Annotated in this window: 9 protein-coding genes; all 9 read right to left on the minus strand. The window is 72.2% G+C overall.

All coding sequences use genetic code 11. From position 1 onward, the window contains the following. Positions 1-124: 124 nt before the first annotated feature. The 9 genes from M2351_RS15180 to M2351_RS15220 all read right to left on the minus strand — a co-directional run bounded on the left by M2351_RS15180 (position 125) and on the right by M2351_RS15220 (position 20,107). Positions 125-1,189, minus strand: coding sequence for a prohibitin family protein (locus tag M2351_RS15180; RefSeq protein WP_264656953.1), 1,065 nt, complete (start codon positions 1,187-1,189; stop codon positions 125-127). Next, complete coding sequence (locus M2351_RS15185) at positions 1,186-1,380, minus strand: hypothetical protein (protein ID WP_264656954.1); 195 nt, start codon at positions 1,378-1,380, stop codon at positions 1,186-1,188. Before M2351_RS15185 ends, M2351_RS15180 begins: the two co-directional genes overlap by 4 nt. Before the next feature lie 113 nt (positions 1,381-1,493). Next, positions 1,494-2,174 carry a YcjF family protein gene (locus M2351_RS15190; RefSeq protein WP_264656955.1) on the minus strand — a complete coding sequence of 227 codons (681 nt, stop codon included), beginning with the start codon at positions 2,172-2,174 and terminating at the stop codon, positions 1,494-1,496. 143 nt (positions 2,175-2,317) lie between these two features. Further along, positions 2,318-3,121 (minus strand): thioesterase II family protein, encoded by an 804-nt coding sequence (locus tag M2351_RS15195; RefSeq protein ID WP_264656956.1) that lies wholly within the window; start codon positions 3,119-3,121, stop codon positions 2,318-2,320. After that, positions 3,118-4,785, minus strand: a complete 1,668-nt coding sequence (locus tag M2351_RS15200) for a cyclic peptide export ABC transporter (RefSeq protein ID WP_264656957.1) — start codon at positions 4,783-4,785, stop codon at positions 3,118-3,120. The genes M2351_RS15195 and M2351_RS15200 overlap by 4 nt, the downstream gene beginning before the upstream one ends. Continuing rightward, a complete protein-coding gene (locus M2351_RS15205) occupies positions 4,782-6,443 on the minus strand; it encodes an ATP-binding cassette domain-containing protein (RefSeq protein WP_264656958.1) in 1,662 nt (553 codons plus the stop codon). Before M2351_RS15205 ends, M2351_RS15200 begins: the two co-directional genes overlap by 4 nt. A gap of 4 nt (positions 6,444-6,447) precedes the next feature. Beyond that, positions 6,448-7,464 (minus strand): TauD/TfdA family dioxygenase, encoded by a 1,017-nt coding sequence (locus tag M2351_RS15210; RefSeq protein WP_264656959.1) that lies wholly within the window; start codon positions 7,462-7,464, stop codon positions 6,448-6,450. A gap of 29 nt (positions 7,465-7,493) precedes the next feature. Then, a complete protein-coding gene (locus M2351_RS15215; protein ID WP_264656960.1) occupies positions 7,494-12,506 on the minus strand; it encodes a non-ribosomal peptide synthetase in 5,013 nt (1,670 codons plus the stop codon). Continuing rightward, the gene (locus M2351_RS15220; protein ID WP_264656961.1) at positions 12,503-20,107 is read right to left on the minus strand and encodes a non-ribosomal peptide synthetase; all 7,605 of its coding nucleotides are present in this window, start codon (positions 20,105-20,107) and stop codon (positions 12,503-12,505) included. Before M2351_RS15220 ends, M2351_RS15215 begins: the two co-directional genes overlap by 4 nt. Between the last annotated feature and the right edge of the window lie 318 nt (positions 20,108-20,425).

Here is a 20,425-nt window from a genome sequence, read left to right on the forward strand (position 1 = left end):
TTTGTATTAAATGCGAACGAACGGCGCTGCGGCGCATTGATGCAGATCAACCGCAGCTTCCACGTGTGTGGATGATCGCTCCGCGTGCAGAGCAATCGGCCCGGTCATTTGCGGGCTCAATCTTTCATCGGTGGGACGTGTCGGCTGGATCGGACGGCAGGGCTGAGGAGTCGCGCGGTGCCTCCGCCGGACCGCCGGCGTCGGAGGGCTGAGTCGGGGTGGGCTTCGCATCGTCGCCGGTGTTCAGGATCACGGGAAGCCCGTCGCGCCCGCCGATGATGATCGTCTTGGCGTTGGAGGAGGTGGCGAAGGCGCGCGTCGCCTCGATGCCGCGCAGGCGCAGGTATTCCGGCGTGATGTTGCGGGCGACGATGTCCTGGAAATCGCGGATGCCCTCCGCCTCGATGCGCTTGCGGGTGCGTTCCTTGGCCTCGCGGGCGATGCGGAAATCGTATTCCTGCATGATCTGCTGCTGTTCCATCTTGCGGTCGATCGCCTGACGCACCAGCGGCGGGAAGGTGACGCCGGCCACCAGGACGTCCTCCACCCGGATCATGGTGGCTTCGACCTGCTGCGGCGTCGCGGCGCCCAACACCGGGAAGGTGTCCGGCGGCGCCGGGAACTGCTCCTGTATGCGCTGCAGCAAGAAGCTTTGGATGTCGGCGCGGTCCACGGAGTAGAAGCTTTCCGGGTTGTGCTGCGACACGAATTCGTAAACCAGGCTGGCGATCTCCGGATAAACCAGCTTTGCGGCGTAGTCGTCGCCCGCCAGCTTGTGGACCAGCCCGGCGGCCGGCGGGTTGATGCGGTAGCGGAGCGCCACCTCCACCGTGATCGCCATGCCGTTGGCCGACACCGCCTCGTAGCTGCGGCTCTCCGTGCGCAGGCGGACGTCGTACATGGTGACCTTGTCCCACGGGAAGACCATGTGGGTGCCTTCGTTCAGCACCCGGTCGGTCACCGTGCCACCGAAGAAGCGCAGCCACAGAACCCCGACATGGCCGGCCTGCACCTCGATGAAGATGGACGGGGCGATGGCCAGCAGCCCGAGGATGACCGTGAGGGCGAGCGCGTAGAGCGACACGCTGTGCCGCTTCAGCCACAGCCGGGCGCGCTGGTGGGGCGGCGTGCGGTCGGCGGCCATGCCGTTGGGGGTGATGTCCCTGGGAGTGGTGTCTGCGGTCGTCATTGCTTCGGCGCCAACGCCTTCTCGCGGGCCTGCGCGCTGGGGCGTCCCACCGCCTGGACCACGAAATTGACCGGCGGGGTCAGGAAGACGGCCATCAGGAAGTGGCCGACGAAGCCGAAGGTGGTGTTGCGGCCCATGAAGCCGCACACCGCGCAGGCGGCGAGATACAGCAGGATGGCGAAGAAGGGCATGCGTCCGGGCCTTGGGGCGGGTGGGGGCGGCAATCAGGGGGCGGCTTGCGGGGAAGGGATGGGGAGGCGCGGCGGCGCTCCCCATCTCATCTGTCTGCCGTTCAGGGGGGCGCTCAGGCCGCGGCCGGAGCTTCCTCCGCAGCGGTCCCGAGCACGGAGCCCTTGAGGCGGCGGGCCTCCTCGAACTTCGTGCGGAAATAGGCCTTCACCTTGTCCGGATCGAAGGTCAGGAAGGTGCCGCCGGAGGCGAAGTGCTGGTGAAACACCTTGCCGAGCGCGTAGGTGAAGGCGGCGTTGAAGGCCGGCTGGGTCGCCAAGCGCGTCACCGTGCCCACCAGCGGGACGGAGCGCAGGGCCATCCGCACCGCCATGGAGCCGAGCACGCCGCCGGCCAGCGCCGTTGGCGCCACCGTGGCGAGCAGGGTGCCAACCGCGGACCGGCCGATGTCGCCGCGGAAGTCCACGCCGTGCACCTCCGACAGCTCCTTCAGCAGGCGCAGCTGCACGACCCCCAGGGCGGCGGTGTCGACGAAGTTCAGCGGGATGACGCCCGCCGCGGCCGACAGCAGCACGTGCTGGCGGATGACGCCGTCGGCGCGGTCGGCGACGGACGCGACCGCCGGCTCGACGGTCGACTCAGCGGTCGACTCAGCGGTCGACTCAGCGGCCGGGGCGGCTTCCGAGGCGCTGGCCGTGGCCTCAGTCGCCGGGTCAGACGCGGTGACCGGCGGAGTGGCGTCGGCGGCCGTGTCCGGCGTGACGTCACCGCCCGGCGGATCTTTCTTAATGACCATGGTGTGGCGCTCCAAAAAGAACGTTGCGAAGGAAAAAAGAAAAGAGAGCCGCGGCCGGGGCAGGCGCACGGCGAACGTCGCCCCCGGGGGGACGGCCCGCTTCGAAACACCGCCGGGGAATATCGGCGGCACCGTGATATGGGCTAACCAATTCGGTTGTCATCGTCAAAAGATTTGCTGGAATAAGGAGGGTGGAGGGGGTGTCTGCCGTCGCAAAAGGCGCCGCTCATGACGGCATTCACAATCCGCGCCCGCTGCTCGTGCGGGAAGAAATGGCCGCCGGGCAGGCGGTGTAGGGCGAAGCCGGCACCGGCGAAGGCCTCCCACGCGGCGACCTCGGCGACGGCCACCTCCGCATCCTCGGTTCCGGCGAAGGCCAGTATCGGCACCGGCAGGGGTGTCGGGACGGGCTCGGCGAAGTCGTCGGACATGGTGAAGTCGGCGCGCAGCATCGGCAGCATCAGCTCCATCAGGTCGGCGCAGGCCAGCACCTCCGGCGGTGTCCCGCCGAGGCTGGCGATACGGTCGCGGAAGGCGGCCTCGTCGAGGCTGCGGGTGGGCGTCCGGCGCGGCGTCCGATGCGGCGCGCGCCGGCCGGAGACGGCGAGTAGCCGGGGCGGCGTACCCCGTTCCACCAGCGCGCGGGCGGTGGCATAGGCAAGCGCCGCCCCCAGCGAATGGCCGAACAGCACCAGCGGCCGGTCGAGGTGCGGGGCGAGCGCCTCCATGATTCCGGGCACCGCGTCGGCCACCGCGGTCAGGCCCGGCTCGGCGATGCGGCTCTCGCGGCCGGGCAGGCGGACGGCGAGCAGCTCGTCGCACGGATCGAGGTGCCGGTGCCAGTCCCGGTAGACGGAGGCACCCGCCCCGGCCTGGGGGAAGCAGACCAGCCGGTGACGCGGGTTCGCCACCGGGCGGAAGCTCTGCAGCCAGGGCGTCGGGGTCATTGCGCCGGCTCCAGGCTGAAAAGGGACTGCCGGTGGCCTTCCTCGATGCGGCCCTCGTTCATGTGCCCTTCGTGCATATGAAATACGCGGTCGGCGAGGTGGAACCAGCGGTCGTCGTGGGTCACGCAGATGACGATCTTGCCGGCCGCGCGCAGTTCCGGCAGCAGTTCCTCGTAGAAGACGCGGCGGAAGTGCGGGTCCTGGTCGGCCGCCCATTCGTCCAGCACGATGACCGGCTTGTCCTCCAGCTGCGCCACCACGAGGGCGAGGCGCTTGCGCTGGCCGGTGGACAGGCTGACCGTGCTGAAAGCGCCGTCCTGCACCGTCACCTTGTCCTGCATCTCCAGCCGTTCCAGCAGGGCGCGGATACGCGCCGGGTCCGGGTCGGCCACGCCGTAGAGCCGGCGCGACAGGTGGTAGTCGGAGAAGATCGCGGAGATCTGGTCGCGGTAGCTCTGCATGCGCTCCGCCGGCACCGGCTCTCCGTCGGCCAGCCGCTCCCCGCCCGACAGCGGCATTAGGCCGGTGAGCAGGCGCAGCATGGTGGACTTGCCCGACCCGTTGCCGCCCGTCACGAAGGTAATCTCGCCGGCCCGGAATTCCGCCGACAGTGGTCCGACGGCGAAGACCGGCGTGCCGTCGGCGTCGGTGTAGGCGAAGGTGGCGTCGCTGAGCGCGATGCTGGCCGGGGGCTTGGGCAGCGGCTCGGCGCTCTCGTCCGGGGCGTCGCCGGCGGCGGTGCGCAGCCGCTCCTCCATCGCCTCGATATTGGAGAGGGCGAGTTCGGTCTGGGTGACCAGCGGGGCGACGAAGGACACGGTGCTGACCGGGCCGACGATGAACAGCGCCGCCGTGGTCGCCGGCACCACCACCGCATGGTATCCATTGGTGAACAGCGGGACGGCGAAGACCATCATGCCGATCAGCGTGTAGAACATCGCCTCGATCAGCGCGAAGTTGCGGCCCCACTGCGCCTTCATGTCCACGTTGACCGCCCGCGCCCGCGCGGAGGACTCACCCAGGTCGCGGATCAGCCCGTCGGCGCGCGGGCGGCTCATCCGCACCTCCTTGAAGCCCCTCAGCAGGTCGGTCAGCCCGTCGAAGACACCGGCCTCGGCCGCGGCGGAGTCCATCATGTTACGACGCAGGCGGGTCGTGCGGCCGACCTTCACCGCCGTTGCCAGCCCGGCGAAGCCGAAGGCCATGACGCAGGCGATGGGCGACAGCCAAGCCAGATAGACCGCCAGGAAGACCAGCATCACCCCCTGCTGCCCGCCGATGGCCAGCATCGGCAGGGTGCGGGCCAGCGTCTGGGTGTCCTGGGTCAGCACACCGTTCAGGGAGGCGCGGCCGATGCGCTCCACCGTCACGAGGTCGGCACGGCGCACGGCGTCAAACAGGCGCAGGCGGATGCGGTGGATCAGCCGCTCCGCGTCCTGGGAGGCGGTGACCAGCGCGTAGTTGTGGGTCACGCCGAACAGCGTCACCGTCACCGCGTACATGATCAGCAGCCGCGGGCTGACCGTCCCCGTGGCCGCGTCCTTGGAGGCGGCGTCGACCAGCCACAGCAGCGCCGCCGTGGCGACCGCCGACAGCGCGTTCATCAGCGCGAGAGTCTTCAGATTCTCCGGAATCTCACGCAGGACGAGGGGGAGGAGCTTCATGCCGCGCCCTCCGTGAGGGTCAATTCGGTGATGTTCAATTCAGTTAGGCGCCCTTCCTCCATGTGCAGGCGGCGGTCGGCGACGTCGAAGTAATGGTCGTCGTGGGTCACCGCGACGATGGTCAGGCCGCGCGCCTTCAGGGCCGGCACGACCTCGCGGTAGAACTTGAAGCGGAAATGCGGGTCCTGGTCGGCCGCCCATTCGTCGAGGATCAGGATCGGCTTCTCCTCCAGGATCGCGGCGACGAGGCCCAGGCGCTTGCGCTGGCCCATCGACAGGTCGCGCCGGCCGAAGCGGTCGCCGTCCACCGCCGTCACGCGCTCCATCTCCATCCAGCGCATCAGGTCCTCCGCCCCGACTTGGTCCACGGGGTCGAGGCCGTAGAGGCGGGCGAACAGGTGGAAGTCGGCGAAGACGGTCGCCATCAACTCGCGGTAGGCGGCGATGCGCTGCGGCCCGATCGCCACGCCGTCCAGGGTCAGCCGGCCGCGCAGGGGGTGGTAGAGGCCGGTCAGCAGCTTGATGAAGGTCGACTTGCCCGACCCGTTGCCGCCGGTGACGAAGACCACCTCGCCGCGGCGGATGGTCAGGTCGAAGGGACCGACGGCGAAGGGCGGCTCGCCCGGCGGGGCGGGGAAGGCGAACTCCACCCCCTCCATCCGCCATTCGGCGAAGTTCTTGGGGACCGGCAGGCCGGGGCCATCGCTGCCGGGCTCGGCCAGCTCAGCGAGTTGCGCTTCGAGACCCAACATGCGGCCGGCGGCGGCCTCCGCCGCGCTCGTCACGGCCAGCGACTGCATCAGGCCGAAGACCGGGGTCGCCAGGAAGAACACCGCGGCGGAAACCTTCACCACCTCCTGCGCGAAGGTGCCGGAGTAGGTCGGCACGACGAAGACGACCACGCCCAGCATCAGGTTGAAGGCGCATTCGCCGAACACGAACTGCTGCCAGCTGTGCAGGTGCACTTGGTCGCGGGCCGTCGTGGTGCGGGCGGAGACGGTGCCGAAGGTGGCGTTCAGGTCCTGGCTGCGGGCGCTGTTGAGGCGCTGTTCCTTGAAGCCGTCGAAGAGGTCCGACACCCCTTCGAACATCACTGCCTCCTCCGCCATCATGGCGCCCTGCCGCTCGTCCAGCGCGCGGCCGAGCCGCACGTAGAACCAGGCGCCGCCGCCCAGCAGCGCGCCGATCAGCAGGAAGGCGACGGGGGAAACGGTGGAGATGTAGACCAGGATCGTCCCGGTCAGCAGGACCGAGCGCAGGGTCAGCGCCAGGAACTGCGAGTTCTGGGAGATGATCTGGCTGCTCTGCGTCACGCTTTCGAACAGCGGGGTCTGGCCGAAGCGCTCCAGCTTCCACAGGTCGGCGCGGCGGATGCGGTCGAGCAGGCCCATGCGCAGCCCGTCCACCACCTCCTCCACGTCAGAGGCCATGTGGGCGACCATGCGGCTTTCCACGACCATGTAGACCAGCACGCTGGCGACGAAGGCCAGCGCCATGGGCACGTCGACGAAGTCGGCCTTTTCCTCGGCGATCTGCTGCGCTGCGCGGTTGACGATCGCCAGCACCAGCGTGCTGCTGAGCGCCGACGCCGTGGCGTAGAGGACCAGCCGCCGCAGCGGCCCCGGCCCGAGCCGGCCGAGAAGGCGGAGGAGGTTCACGGTTTTACGAGTCCTGCGGAAGGAGCGTGCGCGCCGCGTTCTGCGGGGCGCCGTCGTCGATGCGGATGCGCAGGACGTGCCGGTCGGGGTCCTCGAAGGCGCCGCGGCCGTGCAGGACCTCGTGGTTGTTGACGGCCAGCAGGGCGTCGGCCTCCAGGAAAGTCTCCAGGCGGCGGCTCTCGTCGTCCAACTCCGCCTGGAGGATGCCCAGCGCCCGGCGGACGTCCGGCGTGTCGTGGTCGGGGAAGGCGGCGAGGCCCTTTTCCAGCGTGTCGGTGCGGAACCGGACGCTCGGACGGTCGCCGAAGATGCGGGCGAAGGTCACTTCGACTCTGTCGCGCCGGCCGGTGGTGGTGAAGGTCGCCGGGATGCGGAAGGGAAGCTCGTGGCGCGACAGCAGGTCGAGCGCCCAGCGCCCCTCCGCGCTGCGGGCCAGCGCGTCCTTGACGCAGCGCACGTCGCGCAGCGTGGACCGCCCGCCGCCGCAGGCCGCGGGAACCGCGACGTAGAGCAGCATGTAGCGTTCGGGGTTGGGAAAATACTGCGTGTCGGTGTGGAAATCCGCTTCGTAGGCGTGTTCGGAGAAGGTGGAGACGCTGCCGTCGCGCACCTTGTCCGGCCGCAGCTTGATGTCCCACACGACCTTGCGGTCGATCTTGTCGGTGGCGGTCGGGCTGCCCATGCAGAGGCTGAGCGCGTAGAGCACGAAGCGCCGCGTGTCGAGGTCGAGGCCGCCGAGCCCGAGGCGTCGCACCAGCACCCCGCTGTGGCAGGATTCCAGCGCGTCGCGCAGCGCCGTGCCGAGCGATGCCAGGGCCGGGGCGGCGTCGGCGACGGCCGCGCGCAGTTCCGCCTCCCGCAATTTTTCCTCTTGCCCGGGCGGCACGAGGGCGGAGGGATCGGCGTCCGGCCCGTAGAACGCCTTCAGGACGGACAGGACCCGCGCGATCTCCGGCTCGGGGATCGGCTGCGCGGAGAACTCGCCGGCGCGGAAGCCCAGGTCCTGAAGGTGGGTCAGCATGGTGTCTCCCAAGCGAGAGTCAGTGATGGTCATGATGCGAAGAGGCCGGCGGCGGCGCGGAGCATGTCGGCTTGACCCGCGCGGGGGATTTCCGGCCAGCCGAAGCCCATGCGGCCCAGCAGAAGCTGCGTGCGGTCGGAGGTGAGTTCCTGGCGCCGGGCGCGGCCCTGCGGCGACCGTCCGCCGTAGAGGCCGAACGCCTCCATGGTCTGGGCCAGCGCTCCGTCCATTGCGGGTTCCCCGATCGCGCGCTCCAACCGGTCGAGCAGGGCGCCGAAGCCGACGGCGCGGACGGCGTCCTCCATTCCGCGCGCGGAGGTGACGAAGTCGGCCAGCGTGTCGCGCCGGTTGTTCTCCACGTGGTGGGTCTCGTTGGTCAGGGGCGCGGCCCCGGCCAGCAGGGCCACCGCGCGGGCGACCCGGTCCACGTGGCAGAGCCAGACGTGCGAATCGTCGGGCACCACCCCCAGCCGCACGAAGGCGGCGAGTTGGCGGAAGAAGGCGTTGTCGCGGATGTTCAGCTGCAACGGGCCGCCCTCGGCCGCATAGACGACGTTGCCGACGCGGTGGATGCAGGCGTTGGGAAGCTCCCCGCGCGCTGCAACGACCAGCCGTTCCGCCTCCTGCTTGCTGCGGACGTAGTAGTTCTCGTCCAGGACCGACGGCACCGAGTCGTATTCCGTGAAGAGGCGGAATCCGCCCTCAGGCGCCTTGCCGGCCACCGACAGGGTGGAGATCAGGTGGAAGTCCCCCGCGTTGCCGGCGGCGAGGTCGATCAGGCGGCGCGTCGCCTCCACGTTGTCGGCGTGGAACTCCCGGTAATGGCCGAAGTGGTTGACGTTGGCGGCGCAGTGGAAGACGGCCTGCGTCTCCGCCGCCAAGTGACCGCGCGCGGCGCCGGACAGGCCCAGGTCGTCGCGCCGCAGGTCGCCGGCCAGCACGGTCAGGCGCGGGTCGGCGGCCAGCGCCGGGCCGGCGTCTTCCCCGAAATAGCCGCTGAGCACGCGGGCGAGGCGGGCGCGGGCGGCCCCGTCGTCGCTGCCCCGCACCAGCGCGGTGACCCGGCGCTCCCCGTCGGACAGAAGCTCCCGCAGCAGGTAGGCGCCGAGATAGCCGGTGCCGCCGGTCAGCAGCGTATGGCCGTGGTTGCGGCGCGGGCCGTAATCGCGGTCCTGATAGGGCCGGTTGCGCTCCGCATAAGCGTCCTGCTGCGCGCCGAGCACGGCGTCGCGTTCCGCGTCGTACGCGCTAAGGCCGTCCTGGTAGGTGTGCCAGTGGGCGCGGGCGGCGCGGACGAGGTGGTGCAGATGGTCCGGCTGCGGCTTGCAGCGCAGGGCGAAGTCCGCCAGCACCGGGTGCTCATACAGGTCGTTGATCTTGCAGGCAAATTCCCGGCGTAGCTTGTTCACCGCGGCGATGGCGCGCAGGCTGTCGCCGCCGAGTTCGAAGAAATTGTCCTCCCGCCCGCGGACGGGGCGCTGGAGCGCCTCCTCCCACAGCTCCGCCACGCGCTGCTCGACGGCGGTGCGCGGCGGGGTGTGGGTGGCGGCGTCGGGGTCGGCGTCCGCCGCGGGTGCGACGGCGTGGTCGGCCAGCGCTTTCAAGAGAGCGCTGCGGTCCACCTTGCCGGCCACCGTCACGGGGATCGCCGGCACGCGGATCACCGCGGCGGGGACCATATAGGTCGGCAGTTTGTCCGCCACATGGGCGGTCCAGGCGGCCTGAGGCGGCTCCGCGGCGCCGGCCTGGAGCGTGACGAAGGCCCACAAGGTCTGGGCACCGCCGGCCGGCATGTCGACCAGGGCGACCGACTGCTGCACGGCCGGATGCTCATCCAGCCGGTGCTCGATCTCGCCCAGCTCCACGCGCTGGCCGCGCAGCTTTACCTGCCCGTCGGAGCGGCCGAGGATCAGCAACTCCCCGTCCGGCAGCCAGCGGCCGAGGTCGCCGGTGCGGTAGCGTCGGCCCTCCGGCGTCTCCATGAAGGCCGCGGCGGTCAGGTCCGGCCGGTTCAGGTAGCCGATGCCGAGGCCGGCGCCGCTCAGCCACACCTGCCCGATGGAGCCCGGCGGGACCGGCCGCATGTCCTCATCCAGGATGTGGACGGCGGTGTTGGGCAGGGTCCGCCCGGCGGTCATGCGGGAGGTGCCGGGGAGAAGCCGGCCGATGGACGCCGCGGCGGTGTTCTCCGTCGGGCCGTAGCCGTTGTAGTAGCGCAAGGACCCGGCGTAGTGCAGGGCGTCGGCGGTGTTCGGCGGCTCCCCCACCGTCATCAGGATGCGCAGGCCCGGCAGGTCGGCCTGCTCGAACAGGCGCAGGTAGGAGGGCGGCAGGGTCGCGGAGGTGGCGCCCAGCCGGACCATCTTGGCCAGCATCCCCGCGGTGTCGTCCATCTCCGCCCGGCGGACCGGCACCAGCGCGCCGCCGACCGCCCAGGCCATCACCGTGTCGGCGATCCAGGCGTCGAAGGAGGGGGAGGAACTGAGCAGTACCCGCTCGTCCGGCTGGGCACCGAGCATCCGCGCCATGGACAAGGCGAGGTTCATGGTGCCGCCGTGCGGCAGCATCACGCCCTTCGGCACGCCGGTGGAACCGGACGTGTAGATGATGTAGGCGAGGTCGCCGGGCTCCGTGGCCTGACCGGCCGCGGGTGCCGTGGTGTCGGCCTCGAAGGGCACGTCCTCCGGCCGCAGCACGGCGTAGCCCGCGTCGGCCAGCGCCGGGGGTAGCGGGTGGCCGTCCAGCGCCAGAACGACGCGGATGCCGGCGTCGCGGGCGATGAAGGTGAGCCGGTCGGCCGGCAAATCGCGGGTCAGCGGCAGGTAGGCGGCACCGGCCTTCCAGACGGCCAGCACGGCCTCCGGCAGGGCGGGGGAGCGTTCGGTCAGCACGCCGACCGACTCGCCGCGGCGGACTCCCTGCGCCACCAGCGCGTGGGCCAGCGCGTTGGCGCGGGCGTCGAGCGTGGCGTAGCTGGTCGTCCCGCTGTCGGTGATGATCGCCGGGGCGTCGGGCTGGCCGGCGGCCAGCTGGGCGAAGCGGTGGTGGATGCAGGCGGCGGGGTGCGGCATCGCCGGGCCGGTTTCCCACGCGGCCAGTTGGGCGGCCTCATTCGGCAGCAGGGCGGGCAGGGGGGTGTCGGGCTGGCGGTCGGGGCCGGTGAGATGCCGCGCCCAGCCGGCCAGTGCCTCGGTCCAGGCGCGGGCGGTTTCCCGCTCGTAAAGGGCGGCGTTGGCGTAGAGCTGGAGCACGAGCCCGCCGTCCGCCTGCCCTTCGTGCACCAGAACGATGTCCTGGGCCGGGGCGCTGTGGCGCAGCTCGTACCGGACCTCGCCATCGGCGGGGGTGTCGATCCCGGTGAAGCGCAGGCCGGCGGGCTGCGCGCCGGAAACGCCGGGATTCTCGGTCACCGCCATGTCGAACAGCGGGTAGCGGCCGGGGTTGACGGTCTGCGGGTGGTCGCGGCGGAAGTCGCGGACGATGCGGGCGAAGGGGTAGCGGCTGTGGCGCAGCCCCTCGGCCAGCGTGCGCTGGGCCGCCTGCACCGCCTGCTCCACCGTGTCGGCGCGGCGCGCGCGGCAGGGCAGCGGTAGCATGTTGACGTAGTAGCCGACGACCGCGGCCTCCCCCGCCGTCTCGCGCGTGGAGGCGGCGGTGCCCAGCAGGAACTCCGCCCGGCCGGTGCGCCGCCGCACCTCCTGCCCCATCAGCGCCAGCATCAGCGCGTGCAGGCTGGCCCCGTTGCGCCGGGCGAAGGCGCGCAGGGCCTCCGCCGTCGCGGGGGAGAGGCGTAGGCGATGGCAGTGGCTGCCCTGCGCGGACGCCCCGGTGCGCGCGGCCGGTCGCGGCAGATCAAGCGGCCATTCATCGAAGGCGGCCGGGTCGAGCGTGCCGAGGACGCCCTGCCAATAGGCGGCGTCCGCCCGCCCGGCGTCGCCGGTCAGGTAGAATTCCTCGCTCGCCGCGGAACGATCGAAGCCGGCGGCGGGGGTAGCGGGCGCTTCGCCGCGCAGGAGGGTGCCCAGTTCGTCCGCCAGCAGGCCGAGCGACAGGCCGTCGCCGATGGAGTGGTGCAGGACCAGCCAGAACAGCGGGGCGGACCCGTCCGCCGAGCGCGTCAGGCCGGCGCGCCAGAGCGGCGGGGCGGCCATGGCGAAGGGCTCCGTCTGCCGCGCCCGGATGCGGGCCAGCGCGGTCGCGCGGTCGGCGGCGGTGTCCAGTTCCAGCTCGGCGGGGGCGGTGTGGACCGTGCGGCGGAGCGTGCCGGCCGCGTCCTCCTGGAAGCCGGTGCGCAGCGCCTCGTGCCGGGCGATCAGGGCGGACCAGGCGGCTTGCCACTGCTCGTCGGTGGGCACCTCGCCCTCGACCGCGAGCATCAGGGGGATGTTGAAGCCGCGGATGTCGAGCCCGGCCTGCTCCGCCACCCAGAACTCGCGCTGGCCCTCGGTCGCGCGGTCGGATGCGGCCTCGGTGAAGTCGGTGTCCGTGGGGACAAGGGCGGCGATGCGGGCGGCGAAGCCGCGCAGGCTCGGCTCTGCGAACAGCTCGCGGGCGGGGATGGGGTGGCCGAGGGCGGATTCCAGCCGGTGCGACACGGCAATCGCCAGAAGGCTCTGCCCGCCGAGCGCGAAGAAGTTGTCGTCGCGCCAGACCGGTCCGCGGCCCAGCACCTCCGCCCAGACGCGGGCGACCGTTTCTTCCAGCGTGCCTTGCGGGGGCGTTTGCGTGCCTTTCGGCGCGCGGCCGGTGATCAGCGCCTTCAGCGCGGCGCGGTCGACCTTGCCGGAACTCGTGAGCGGGATCTCCTCCACCGGGATCACCGTGGCCGGGATCATGAATGCGGGCAGACGGTCGGACAGCCAAGCGCGCCACGCCTCGTCGGACGGGAGCGGACCGTTGACGGCGGGGCGGACGAAGGCCCACAGGCTTTGCGCGGCGCCGGCCTTGCCGTCCACCAGGGCGACCGGCTGGGCGACGGCGGGGTGGCCGTCCAGCGCGTGCTCGATCTCGCCAAGCTCGATGCGGATGCCGTTCAGCTTCACCTGGTCGTCGACGCGGCCCAGGATCTCCAGCGCCCCCCGGCGCGCCAGCGGCCGAGGTCGCCGGAGCGGTAAAGCCGGCCCTGCGGCGTGTCGACAAAGGCCGCCGCCTCCTGCTCCGGCCGTTTCAGGTAGCCGCGGGCGAGGCCGACGCCGCCCAGCCAGACCTCGCCGATCGCGCCCGGCGGCAGCGGGATGCCCACGGCGTCGCGGATGGACACGCTGGTGTTTGGCAGCGGCCGGCCGACGGGAAGGACACCGCGGTCTTCGGGCGTCAGCAGGCCCATGGCGCTGGTGATGGTGTTCTCGGTCGGGCCGTAGGCGTTGTAGTAGCGCAGGCGCCCGGCGTAGGCGCGCACGTCGGCGGCCAGCGGCGCCTCGCCGCCGGTGACGAGGGTGCGCAGGCTGGGCAGTTCCGCCCCGCCGAACAGGCGCAGGTAGGTGGGCGTGATGTCGGCGACGGTGACGCGCCGCTCCGCCAGGAAGGCCCGCAGGCGGGCGGGCGACCCCAGCAGGTCGGCGGGCACGGGGCAGAGCGCCGCGCCGAAGGCCAGCGGCACGCCGATGTCCGACAGCGACACGTCGAAAGAGGGCGAGGCGAACATCAGCGTCCGGTCCTCGGGCGTCAGGCCCAGGATCTCGCCGGCGCTGAGCACCATGTTCACGTAGCCGGCGTGCCGGACCAGCGTCCCCTTGGGCCGCCCGGTCGAGCCGGAGGTGTAGAGGATGTAGGCGATGTCCTGGGGGCTGCCCGGCCGGCCCAGCCGGTGGGCGTGGGTGCGGCGGAAGGCTTCGGTCAGTTCCTCGGGCCGCAGGACGGGCGTGCCGGCCAGTGCGTCGGGCACCGCGACGCCATCGAGCGCCAGCAGCAGCCCGACCGACGCGTCGGCCGCCATGAAGGCCAGCCGTTCCGGCGGCAGGTCGGCGGCGAGCGGCAGGTACACGGCCCCCGCCTTCCAGACGCCGAGCAGCGTGGCCGGCAGGTTGGCGGAGCGGCCGGTCAGCACGCCGACGACGGTTCCCGGTTCCACCCCGCGCGCGGCGAGCGCGTGACTCAGCGCGTTCGCCTCCTCCTCCACCATGGCGTAGGTCAGGGTGCGGTCGGCGGCGATGACCGCCGGGCGGTCGCCCTGGCGCGCGCCGGGACGGTCGAGCGCCTGTTCGAACAGCTCGTGGAAGCGCAGGGCCGGGCGGGCGATGGCTGGGCCGTGGTCCCAGGCGGCGAGCCGGACCTCCTCGTCGGGGAGCAGGGCGGGCGGGGCCTCGTCGGCGCGGGCGGCGTCTTCGGCGAGCCAGCGCGCCCAGCCGGCCAGGGCGGCGAGCCAGGCCTCCGCCGTGTCCTTGGCGTAGAGCGCGGCGTTGACGTGCCATTGCAAGAGCAACCCGCCGTCCGGCAGGCCTTCGTGGATCAGCACCATGTCCTGGCCCGGCGAATGGCCGGTGCGCTCGTAGGCGACATCATCAGCCACGGTCGTCAGGCGGGCGAGGCGCAGGGCGGTGTCGGCGGGGCGGCTGTCCGGATTCTCGGTGACGGCGATGTCGAACAGCGGGTAGCGGGCGGGGTCGCGGTGCTGCGGCCGGGCCTTCCAGAAGGCCGAATACAGGCGCGCGAAGGGATAGCGCGCGTGCTCCAGCGCCTTGGCGAGGGCGGTTTGCGTGGCGCGCAGATCCGCGGCGAAGGGCGCGCCGGACACCGGGCGGACGGCCAGGGGCAGCATGTTGACGCCGTAGCCGACGACCTGCGCGTCGGCCGCCGTTTCCCGCGTGGAGGCGGTGGTGCCCAGCGTGAACTCCGCGCGCCCGGTGCGGCGCCGCACCTCGCGGGCCAGCAGGGTCAGCAGCACGGCGTGCAGGCTGGCCTCGTTGCGGCGGGCAAGCGCCTTCAGGCCGGCGGCGGTGGTGGCGTCCAGGCGGAGGTCGAAGCGGTGGCTTCCCGGCTCCGCGCCGGGCGCGCGCGGCGTGTCGAGCGGCCAGTCCGCGAAGGCGCCGTCGGGCAGGGCGGCCAGCAGGGAGTCCCAGTGGCGGGCATCGTCGGTGCAGGCGGGACCGGCCAGATAGGCCTGCTCCCGCGCGGCCATGGCGGCGAAGCGGGCGGTTGGCGGCGGCAGGCGGTCCCCGAGCAGAAGGGCGAGCAGCAGGGCCGTCAACTCCTCCAGCAGGATGCCGACGGAGCGGCCGTCGCCGACGCTGTGGTGCATGGCCAGCCAGAACAGGCGCTCGCCCGTGTCCTCCACGGCGACCAAGCCGGCGCGCCACAGCGGGGCGGCGCCCATGGCGAAGGGTTCCCCCTGGCGGCGGCGGATGTGGGCCAGCGCGGCGTCCCGGTCGGGGGCGCTGGCGGTCTCCAGGCCGTCGTCGAGCGTCGGGACCACGTGGCGGCGCAGGCGGCGGTCGGCGTCTTCCCGGAAGGCGGTGCGCAGCCCGTCGTGCCGCGCGACGAGGTTCGCCCAGGCGGCGGCCCAGCGCTCAGGCGCCGGCATGTCGCCTTCGACGCGGCGGATCACCGGAATGGTGAAGGGGCGGGTGTCGAGCCCCGCGGCCTCCGCCACCCAGAACTCCCGCTCGCCCTCGGTGGCGAGGTCATCCTCGATGGGGGCGGTGGCGGCGGGGGTGTCCGCGCCGCGCAGTTCCGCGACCTTGCGGGAGAAGCCGGCCAGCGTCGGGGCGGCGAACAGGGCACGGGCAGGAACCGCGACGTCGAGGTCCGCCGACAGCCGGTGCGCCATGGTTACGGCCAGCAGGCTGTTGCCGCCAAGCGCGAAGAAATTATCCTCACGGGCGACGTCGGTGCCCAGCAGGTCGGTCCACAGGGCGGCGATGCGCGTCTCCAGGTCGCCGGCCGGCAGGTGGCGGGCGGCCGTGCCAGGGTGCGGCTGGGCGTGGGCGAGGCGCAGGAGCGCATCGCGGTCGACCTTGCCGGCGGCGGTCAGGGGGATGGAGGTGACCGGCGTGATGCTGGCCGGCACCATGTAGACGGGCAGATGGTCGGCCAGGAAGGCGCGCCAGTCCTCGTCTTGCGAAAGGGAGTTGCCGTCGGCCGGGCGTACGAAGGCGCGCAGGGACTTGGTGCCCTCCGCCGCGCGGTCCAGCAGGACGACCGCTTCGGCCACGCCCCGATGGTCGCGCAACGCCTGTTCGATCTCGCCCAACTCGACCCGCTGGCCGTGCAGCTTCACCTGATGATCGATGCGCCCGCACAGGACGAGTTGGCCGTCGCAATCCCAGCGGCCGAGGTCGCCGGTGCGGTAGAAGCGGCCCCCCGCCGTCTCCACGAAGCTCCGGGCGGTCAGGTCCGGCTGGTTCAGGTAGCGGCGGGCGAGGCCAGCACCGCCCAGCCACAGCTCCCCCGCCACGCCCGGCGGCACCGGCGTGCCGTCGGGACGGCGCAGAGAGACGCGCGTGTTGGGCAAGGGCCGGCCGGCCGGGACGAGGGTGCCGGCGTCGGGGCGGATGCGGCCCATGGAGACGAGGATGCTCGCTTCCGTCGGGCCGTAGGCGTTCCAGAAGGCGATGTCGGCCGCGTGGTGGCGGGCGTCGTCGGCGTTCGGCGCCTCGCCGCCGGTCAGCAGGACGCGCAGGCCCCGGAAGGGCGTGTCCTGGCTGACCCGCAGATAGGAGGGGGAGTGGAAGGCGACAGTGACGCCGAGGTCGGCGTAATGGGCCTTCAGCGCCCAGGGATCGTCGCGCAATTCCTGCGAAATGGGGACCAGCGCCATGCCGTGCAGCAGGGCCAGCCCAAGCTCCCACAGGGAGGCGTCGAAGCCCGGCGTGGCGGCCAGTGACAGGCGGTCGTCGGAGCGCAGGCCCACCGCTTCCCCGGTCGACAGCACGGAATTGACCAGCCCGCCGTGCGGCACCGCGACGCCCTTCGGCTGGCCGGTGGTGCCGGAGGTGTAGATGATGTAGGCGAGGTCGCACGCCGTCCCGGCCACGGCCGGGCGGGTTGCGGCGCCGTCCAGGGAATCCGAGCGCAGCGTCGCCTCGACCGCCTGGGTGAGGGCCGGCGGCACGGGGTGGCCGTCCAGCGCGATCAGAATCCGGGCGCCCGCGTCGCGGGCCATGAAGGCCAGCCGCTCCGGCGGCAGGTCGTGGGCCAGCGGCAGGTAGGCGGCTCCGGCCTTCCACACGCCGAGCAGGGCGGCGGGCAGGTCCGCCGACCCGTCGGCCAGCACGGCCACCGGCTCCTCCGGCCCGACGCCGTGGTGGAGCAGGGCGTTGGCGATGCGGTTCGCCTGAGCATCCAGCGCGGCGTAGGTCTGGACGCCGTCGCGCGTGACCACGGCGGGGCGGTCGGGCTGGCGGTCGGCCAGGGCCTCGAACAGGGTGTGGGCGCGCTGTTCGGGGCGCGGGCGCTCCTCGCCATGCTCCCAGCGCTCCAGCAGCGCGGCCTCGTGCGGGAGCAGGGCGGGCAGGCGCGCGTCGAGGCGGGCGGGGTCGGCGGCCAGCCAGCGCGCCCAGGCGGCGAAGCCGGTCAGCCAGGCGCGCGCCGTGTCCTCAACGTAGACGTCGGGGTTCCAGAGCAGCATCAGCTCCAGCCCGCCCTCATCCTCCCCGGTCAGCGGTTCGTGGCTGAAGGCGAGGTCCAGGCCGGCGGCGGGAACGGCCAGCGCGCCGGGCAGCCGGCGCGGGGCGAAGGACAGGCCGGACTGCGGGTCGAGGCTGACGCGCGAGGGGTTGGCGGTCAGCGCGACGTCGAACAGCGACGTGCGCGACGGCGGGCGGGCGCCGGGATGACGTTGGCGGAACTCCCGTTGGATCAGGCCGGCGGGGTGGTCGGCGTGCTCCACGGCCTCCGTCAGGCTGGCCTGCGCGGCGCGCAGCTGCGCCGACAGGGTGCCCTCGGCGGCCGGCAGGATGATGGGCAGGAGGTTGACGAAATGGCCGACCGCGCCGTCGGTGCCCACGGGGCGGAGCGAGACGCCGGTGCCCAGGATCAGGTCGGCCCGGCCGGTGCGCCGCCGTGCCTCCGCCGCCAGGATGGCGAGCAGCAGGCCGTGCAGCCCCACTCCCTGCGCCTGCGCCAGCCGGGTCAGCGCCTGGACGGTGGCGGCGTCCAGCCGCTCGGTCAGCGGCGGGGCAGCCCGGCCGCTCGGCGCGTCGGGGCGGCGCAGGTCGGTGGGCAGCTCGTCGAAGGCCTCACTGCGCCGGTCGACCAGGGCGTCCAGCCGGTCGCGCCAGAAGGCGAGGTCGCGTGCCGCCCGGTCGGTGGCGAGGTAGCGCTGCTCGGCCTGGGCGGCGACGGCGATGCCGTGCCCAACCGGGGGAAGGTCGCGGCCGAGCAGGAGGGCCAGCATGTCCTCCTGCACCGTGCGGGCGGACAGGCCGTCCACCACGGCGTGGTGCAGCACGAACCAGAACAGCGTCTCGTCGCCGGATTCGATCCGCAGCAGGCCGGCGCGGGCCAGCGGCGGCGCGCCCAGCACGAAGGGCGTGGTGGCGTAGCCGGCGACCAGCTCGCGCGCTTCCTCCGGCAGGTGGTAGCGGTCGAAGCAGACGCGGGCCGACGGCGGCAACGCCTCCGGGGTGGCGGTGTGCCAGAGGACGCGACCGTCGCTGCCGGTGGCGAAGCCCGTGCGCAGCGCCGGGTGGCGGGCGAGCAGGGCCGTCCAGGCGGCCCGCCAGCGTTCCTCCTCCGGCACCGGGCCGCGAAGGGACAGCACGCGCACGATGTGCGACCCGGCGGCGGGAAGGCCGAGGCCGGCGGCGATCCAGAAATCCTCTTGCCCGGCGGTGGCGGGGCCGCCGTCCGTATCCGGCGCGTTCCCGTCGTCGGATTGGGCGGCATCCGACGCGATCCGGCGGGCTAGCGCGGCGACGGTCAGCGTCGCCAGGATGCTCTGCACCGGCACGGAAAGGCCAAGCGCGCGCAGGCGTTGCCCGACCTGGATGGCGAGCAGGCTGGTGCCGCCGATGGCGAAGAAGTTGTCGTCGCGCATCACCGGGCGGACGTCCAGCACCTCCTCCCAGACGCAGGCGATGGCGGTTTCCAACTCGCCGTCCGGGGGCGTCCCCTCAGCGTTGCCGCGATCGGTCTCAGCAGTGGCGGCGAGCGCCAGCAGGGCCTGGCGGTCGACCTTGCCGGCGGAGCTGATCGGCATGCGGGGAACGGCGCCGACCCGGGCCGGCACCATGTAGGCGGGCAGGCTGCCGGCGAGGAAGCCGCGCCAGTCCTCCGCCTGGGCGTCCTCCAGCTGCGGGCTCTCGACGAAGGCGACCAGCCGCCCCTTGTGCTGAAGGGCGGCGGCGCGGCGGACCTTGGGGTGGCGCAGGAGCGTGCGCTCGATCTCGCCCAGCGAGACGGATTGGCCGGACACCTTCACCATGTCGTCGGCGCGGCCGAGCGCCTCCAGCTCCCCATCCGCGTTCCAGCGGCCGAGGTCGTGGGTGCGGTAGGCGCGTCCGAAGCGCGTCTCCACGAAGTTCTCGGCGGTCAGCTCCGGCTGGTTCAGGTAGCCGCGCGACACGCCGCGACCGACGACGTGGATCTCGCCGATCTCGCCCGGTGGGACCTCGTTGCCGTCCTTGTCCAGCAGATGCACGGCGGTGTTGACGAAGGGCCGGCCGCTGGGCAGCGGGCCGTCGCCGTCCGGCATTGCCCGGTGCATGCAGATGGTGCCGCAGACCTCCGTCGCGCCGTGCATGTTCCAGTAGGCGAGGTGCCGGGCGTAGTGCCGCGCGTCGTCGGCGTTCGGCCGCTCCCCCGCCGTCAGGATCATGCGCAAACCCCTGGGCACCGCGCCCTGGAACAGGCGCAGGTAGGACGGCGTGAACAGGGCGATGGTGACCCCGCGCTCCTCCATCACCGCGCGTAGCCGGTCCGGATCGTCGATCAGCGCGCGGCTGGCGGGGACGTAGGCGGCGCCGGACAGCAGCGGCAGGCACAGTTCCCGGAATCCCAGGATGAAGCCCGGCGAGGTGGACAGCAGGATGCGGTCGGCGGGACCGATGCCCTGCGCCTCGATGTGGCCGGACGCCATGTTCACGCAGGCGTCGTGCTGGATCTGCACGCCCTTGGGCTGCCCGGTGGAGCCCGAGGTGAAGAGGATGACGGCGAGGTCGTGCGGCTTGGCCGTCCGGTCCGGCCGGTGGGTGTGGCGCGCGCGGAAGTCGTCGTCCAGTTCCTCAGGGCGCAGGACGGCGTGCGGGGTGGAGGAGGCGGCGTTTTCGGCCAGGGCCGCTTCGAGGTCCGGCGGCGGGATAAGGCCGTCCAGCGCGATCACCACGCGCATGCCCGCTTGGCGGGCCATGTTGGCGAGGCGCTGGCCGGGCAGGTCGGCGACCATCGGCACATAGACGCCGCCAGCCTTGAGGATGCCGAGGAAGGCCAGCGGCAGGTCGCCGGACCGTTCGGCCAGCACGCCCACCGGCTCCTGCACGCCGAGACCGAGACCGAGCAGGGCGTGCGCCACCGCGTTCGCCGCCGCGTCCAGGCCCGACCAGCTCACCACTTCCCGCGGGCCGATCACCGCCGGCGCGTCCGGCAGGCTCCGCGCAAGGATTTCGGTCCCTTCGTGAAGGCAACGGATCGGCCACGCCCTGACCGGACCAAAGCTGGCGGAGGTTTGCGCAGCATCGGCGGGACGCGCGGGGTTGGTGTCGGCCATCGAAATAATCCGGTAATGCTTGCGGCGAATCGTTATCGAGCGGGAAGTTCGATCCGCGATTTTACAAAAACGTCATACGCCTCCCAAAAAGGGAGTGTGCGCGTGAGAATACATCCGCGTAATCGGATGTCAACGAATGATACAACTAGTTGGAGATTTCACCGCGGCAACATATCCGATTAAGGACAAGAATGCAGAGAAACACACCTGCGTATGCACGGTGACGCCGGCCGAAAGACGCAAGACAAGACGGGCTACCCGTCGATCCAAGTGGACGACAATCATTAATTGCCGCCGCTCCCACCCGGCCTTATCCGA

Source organism: Azospirillum canadense (genome assembly GCF_025961225.1).
GTDB lineage: Bacteria > Pseudomonadota > Alphaproteobacteria > Azospirillales > Azospirillaceae > Azospirillum > Azospirillum canadense.

Excerpts from the sequence above, each read along its gene's own strand:
- M2351_RS15180 (WP_264656953.1), bottom strand. The coding sequence starts at position 1,189 with ATGACGACCGCAGACACCACTCCCAGGGACATCACCCCCAACGGCATG.
- M2351_RS15185 (WP_264656954.1), bottom strand. The coding sequence starts at position 1,380 with ATGCCCTTCTTCGCCATCCTGCTGTATCTCGCCGCCTGCGCGGTGTGC.
- M2351_RS15190 (WP_264656955.1), bottom strand. The coding sequence starts at position 2,174 with ATGGTCATTAAGAAAGATCCGCCGGGCGGTGACGTCACGCCGGACACG.
- M2351_RS15195 (WP_264656956.1), bottom strand. The coding sequence starts at position 3,121 with ATGACCCCGACGCCCTGGCTGCAGAGCTTCCGCCCGGTGGCGAACCCG.
- M2351_RS15200 (WP_264656957.1), bottom strand. The coding sequence starts at position 4,785 with ATGAAGCTCCTCCCCCTCGTCCTGCGTGAGATTCCGGAGAATCTGAAG.
- M2351_RS15210 (WP_264656959.1), bottom strand. The coding sequence starts at position 7,464 with ATGCTGACCCACCTTCAGGACCTGGGCTTCCGCGCCGGCGAGTTCTCC.
- M2351_RS15220 (WP_264656961.1), bottom strand. The coding sequence starts at position 20,107 with ATGGCCGACACCAACCCCGCGCGTCCCGCCGATGCTGCGCAAACCTCC.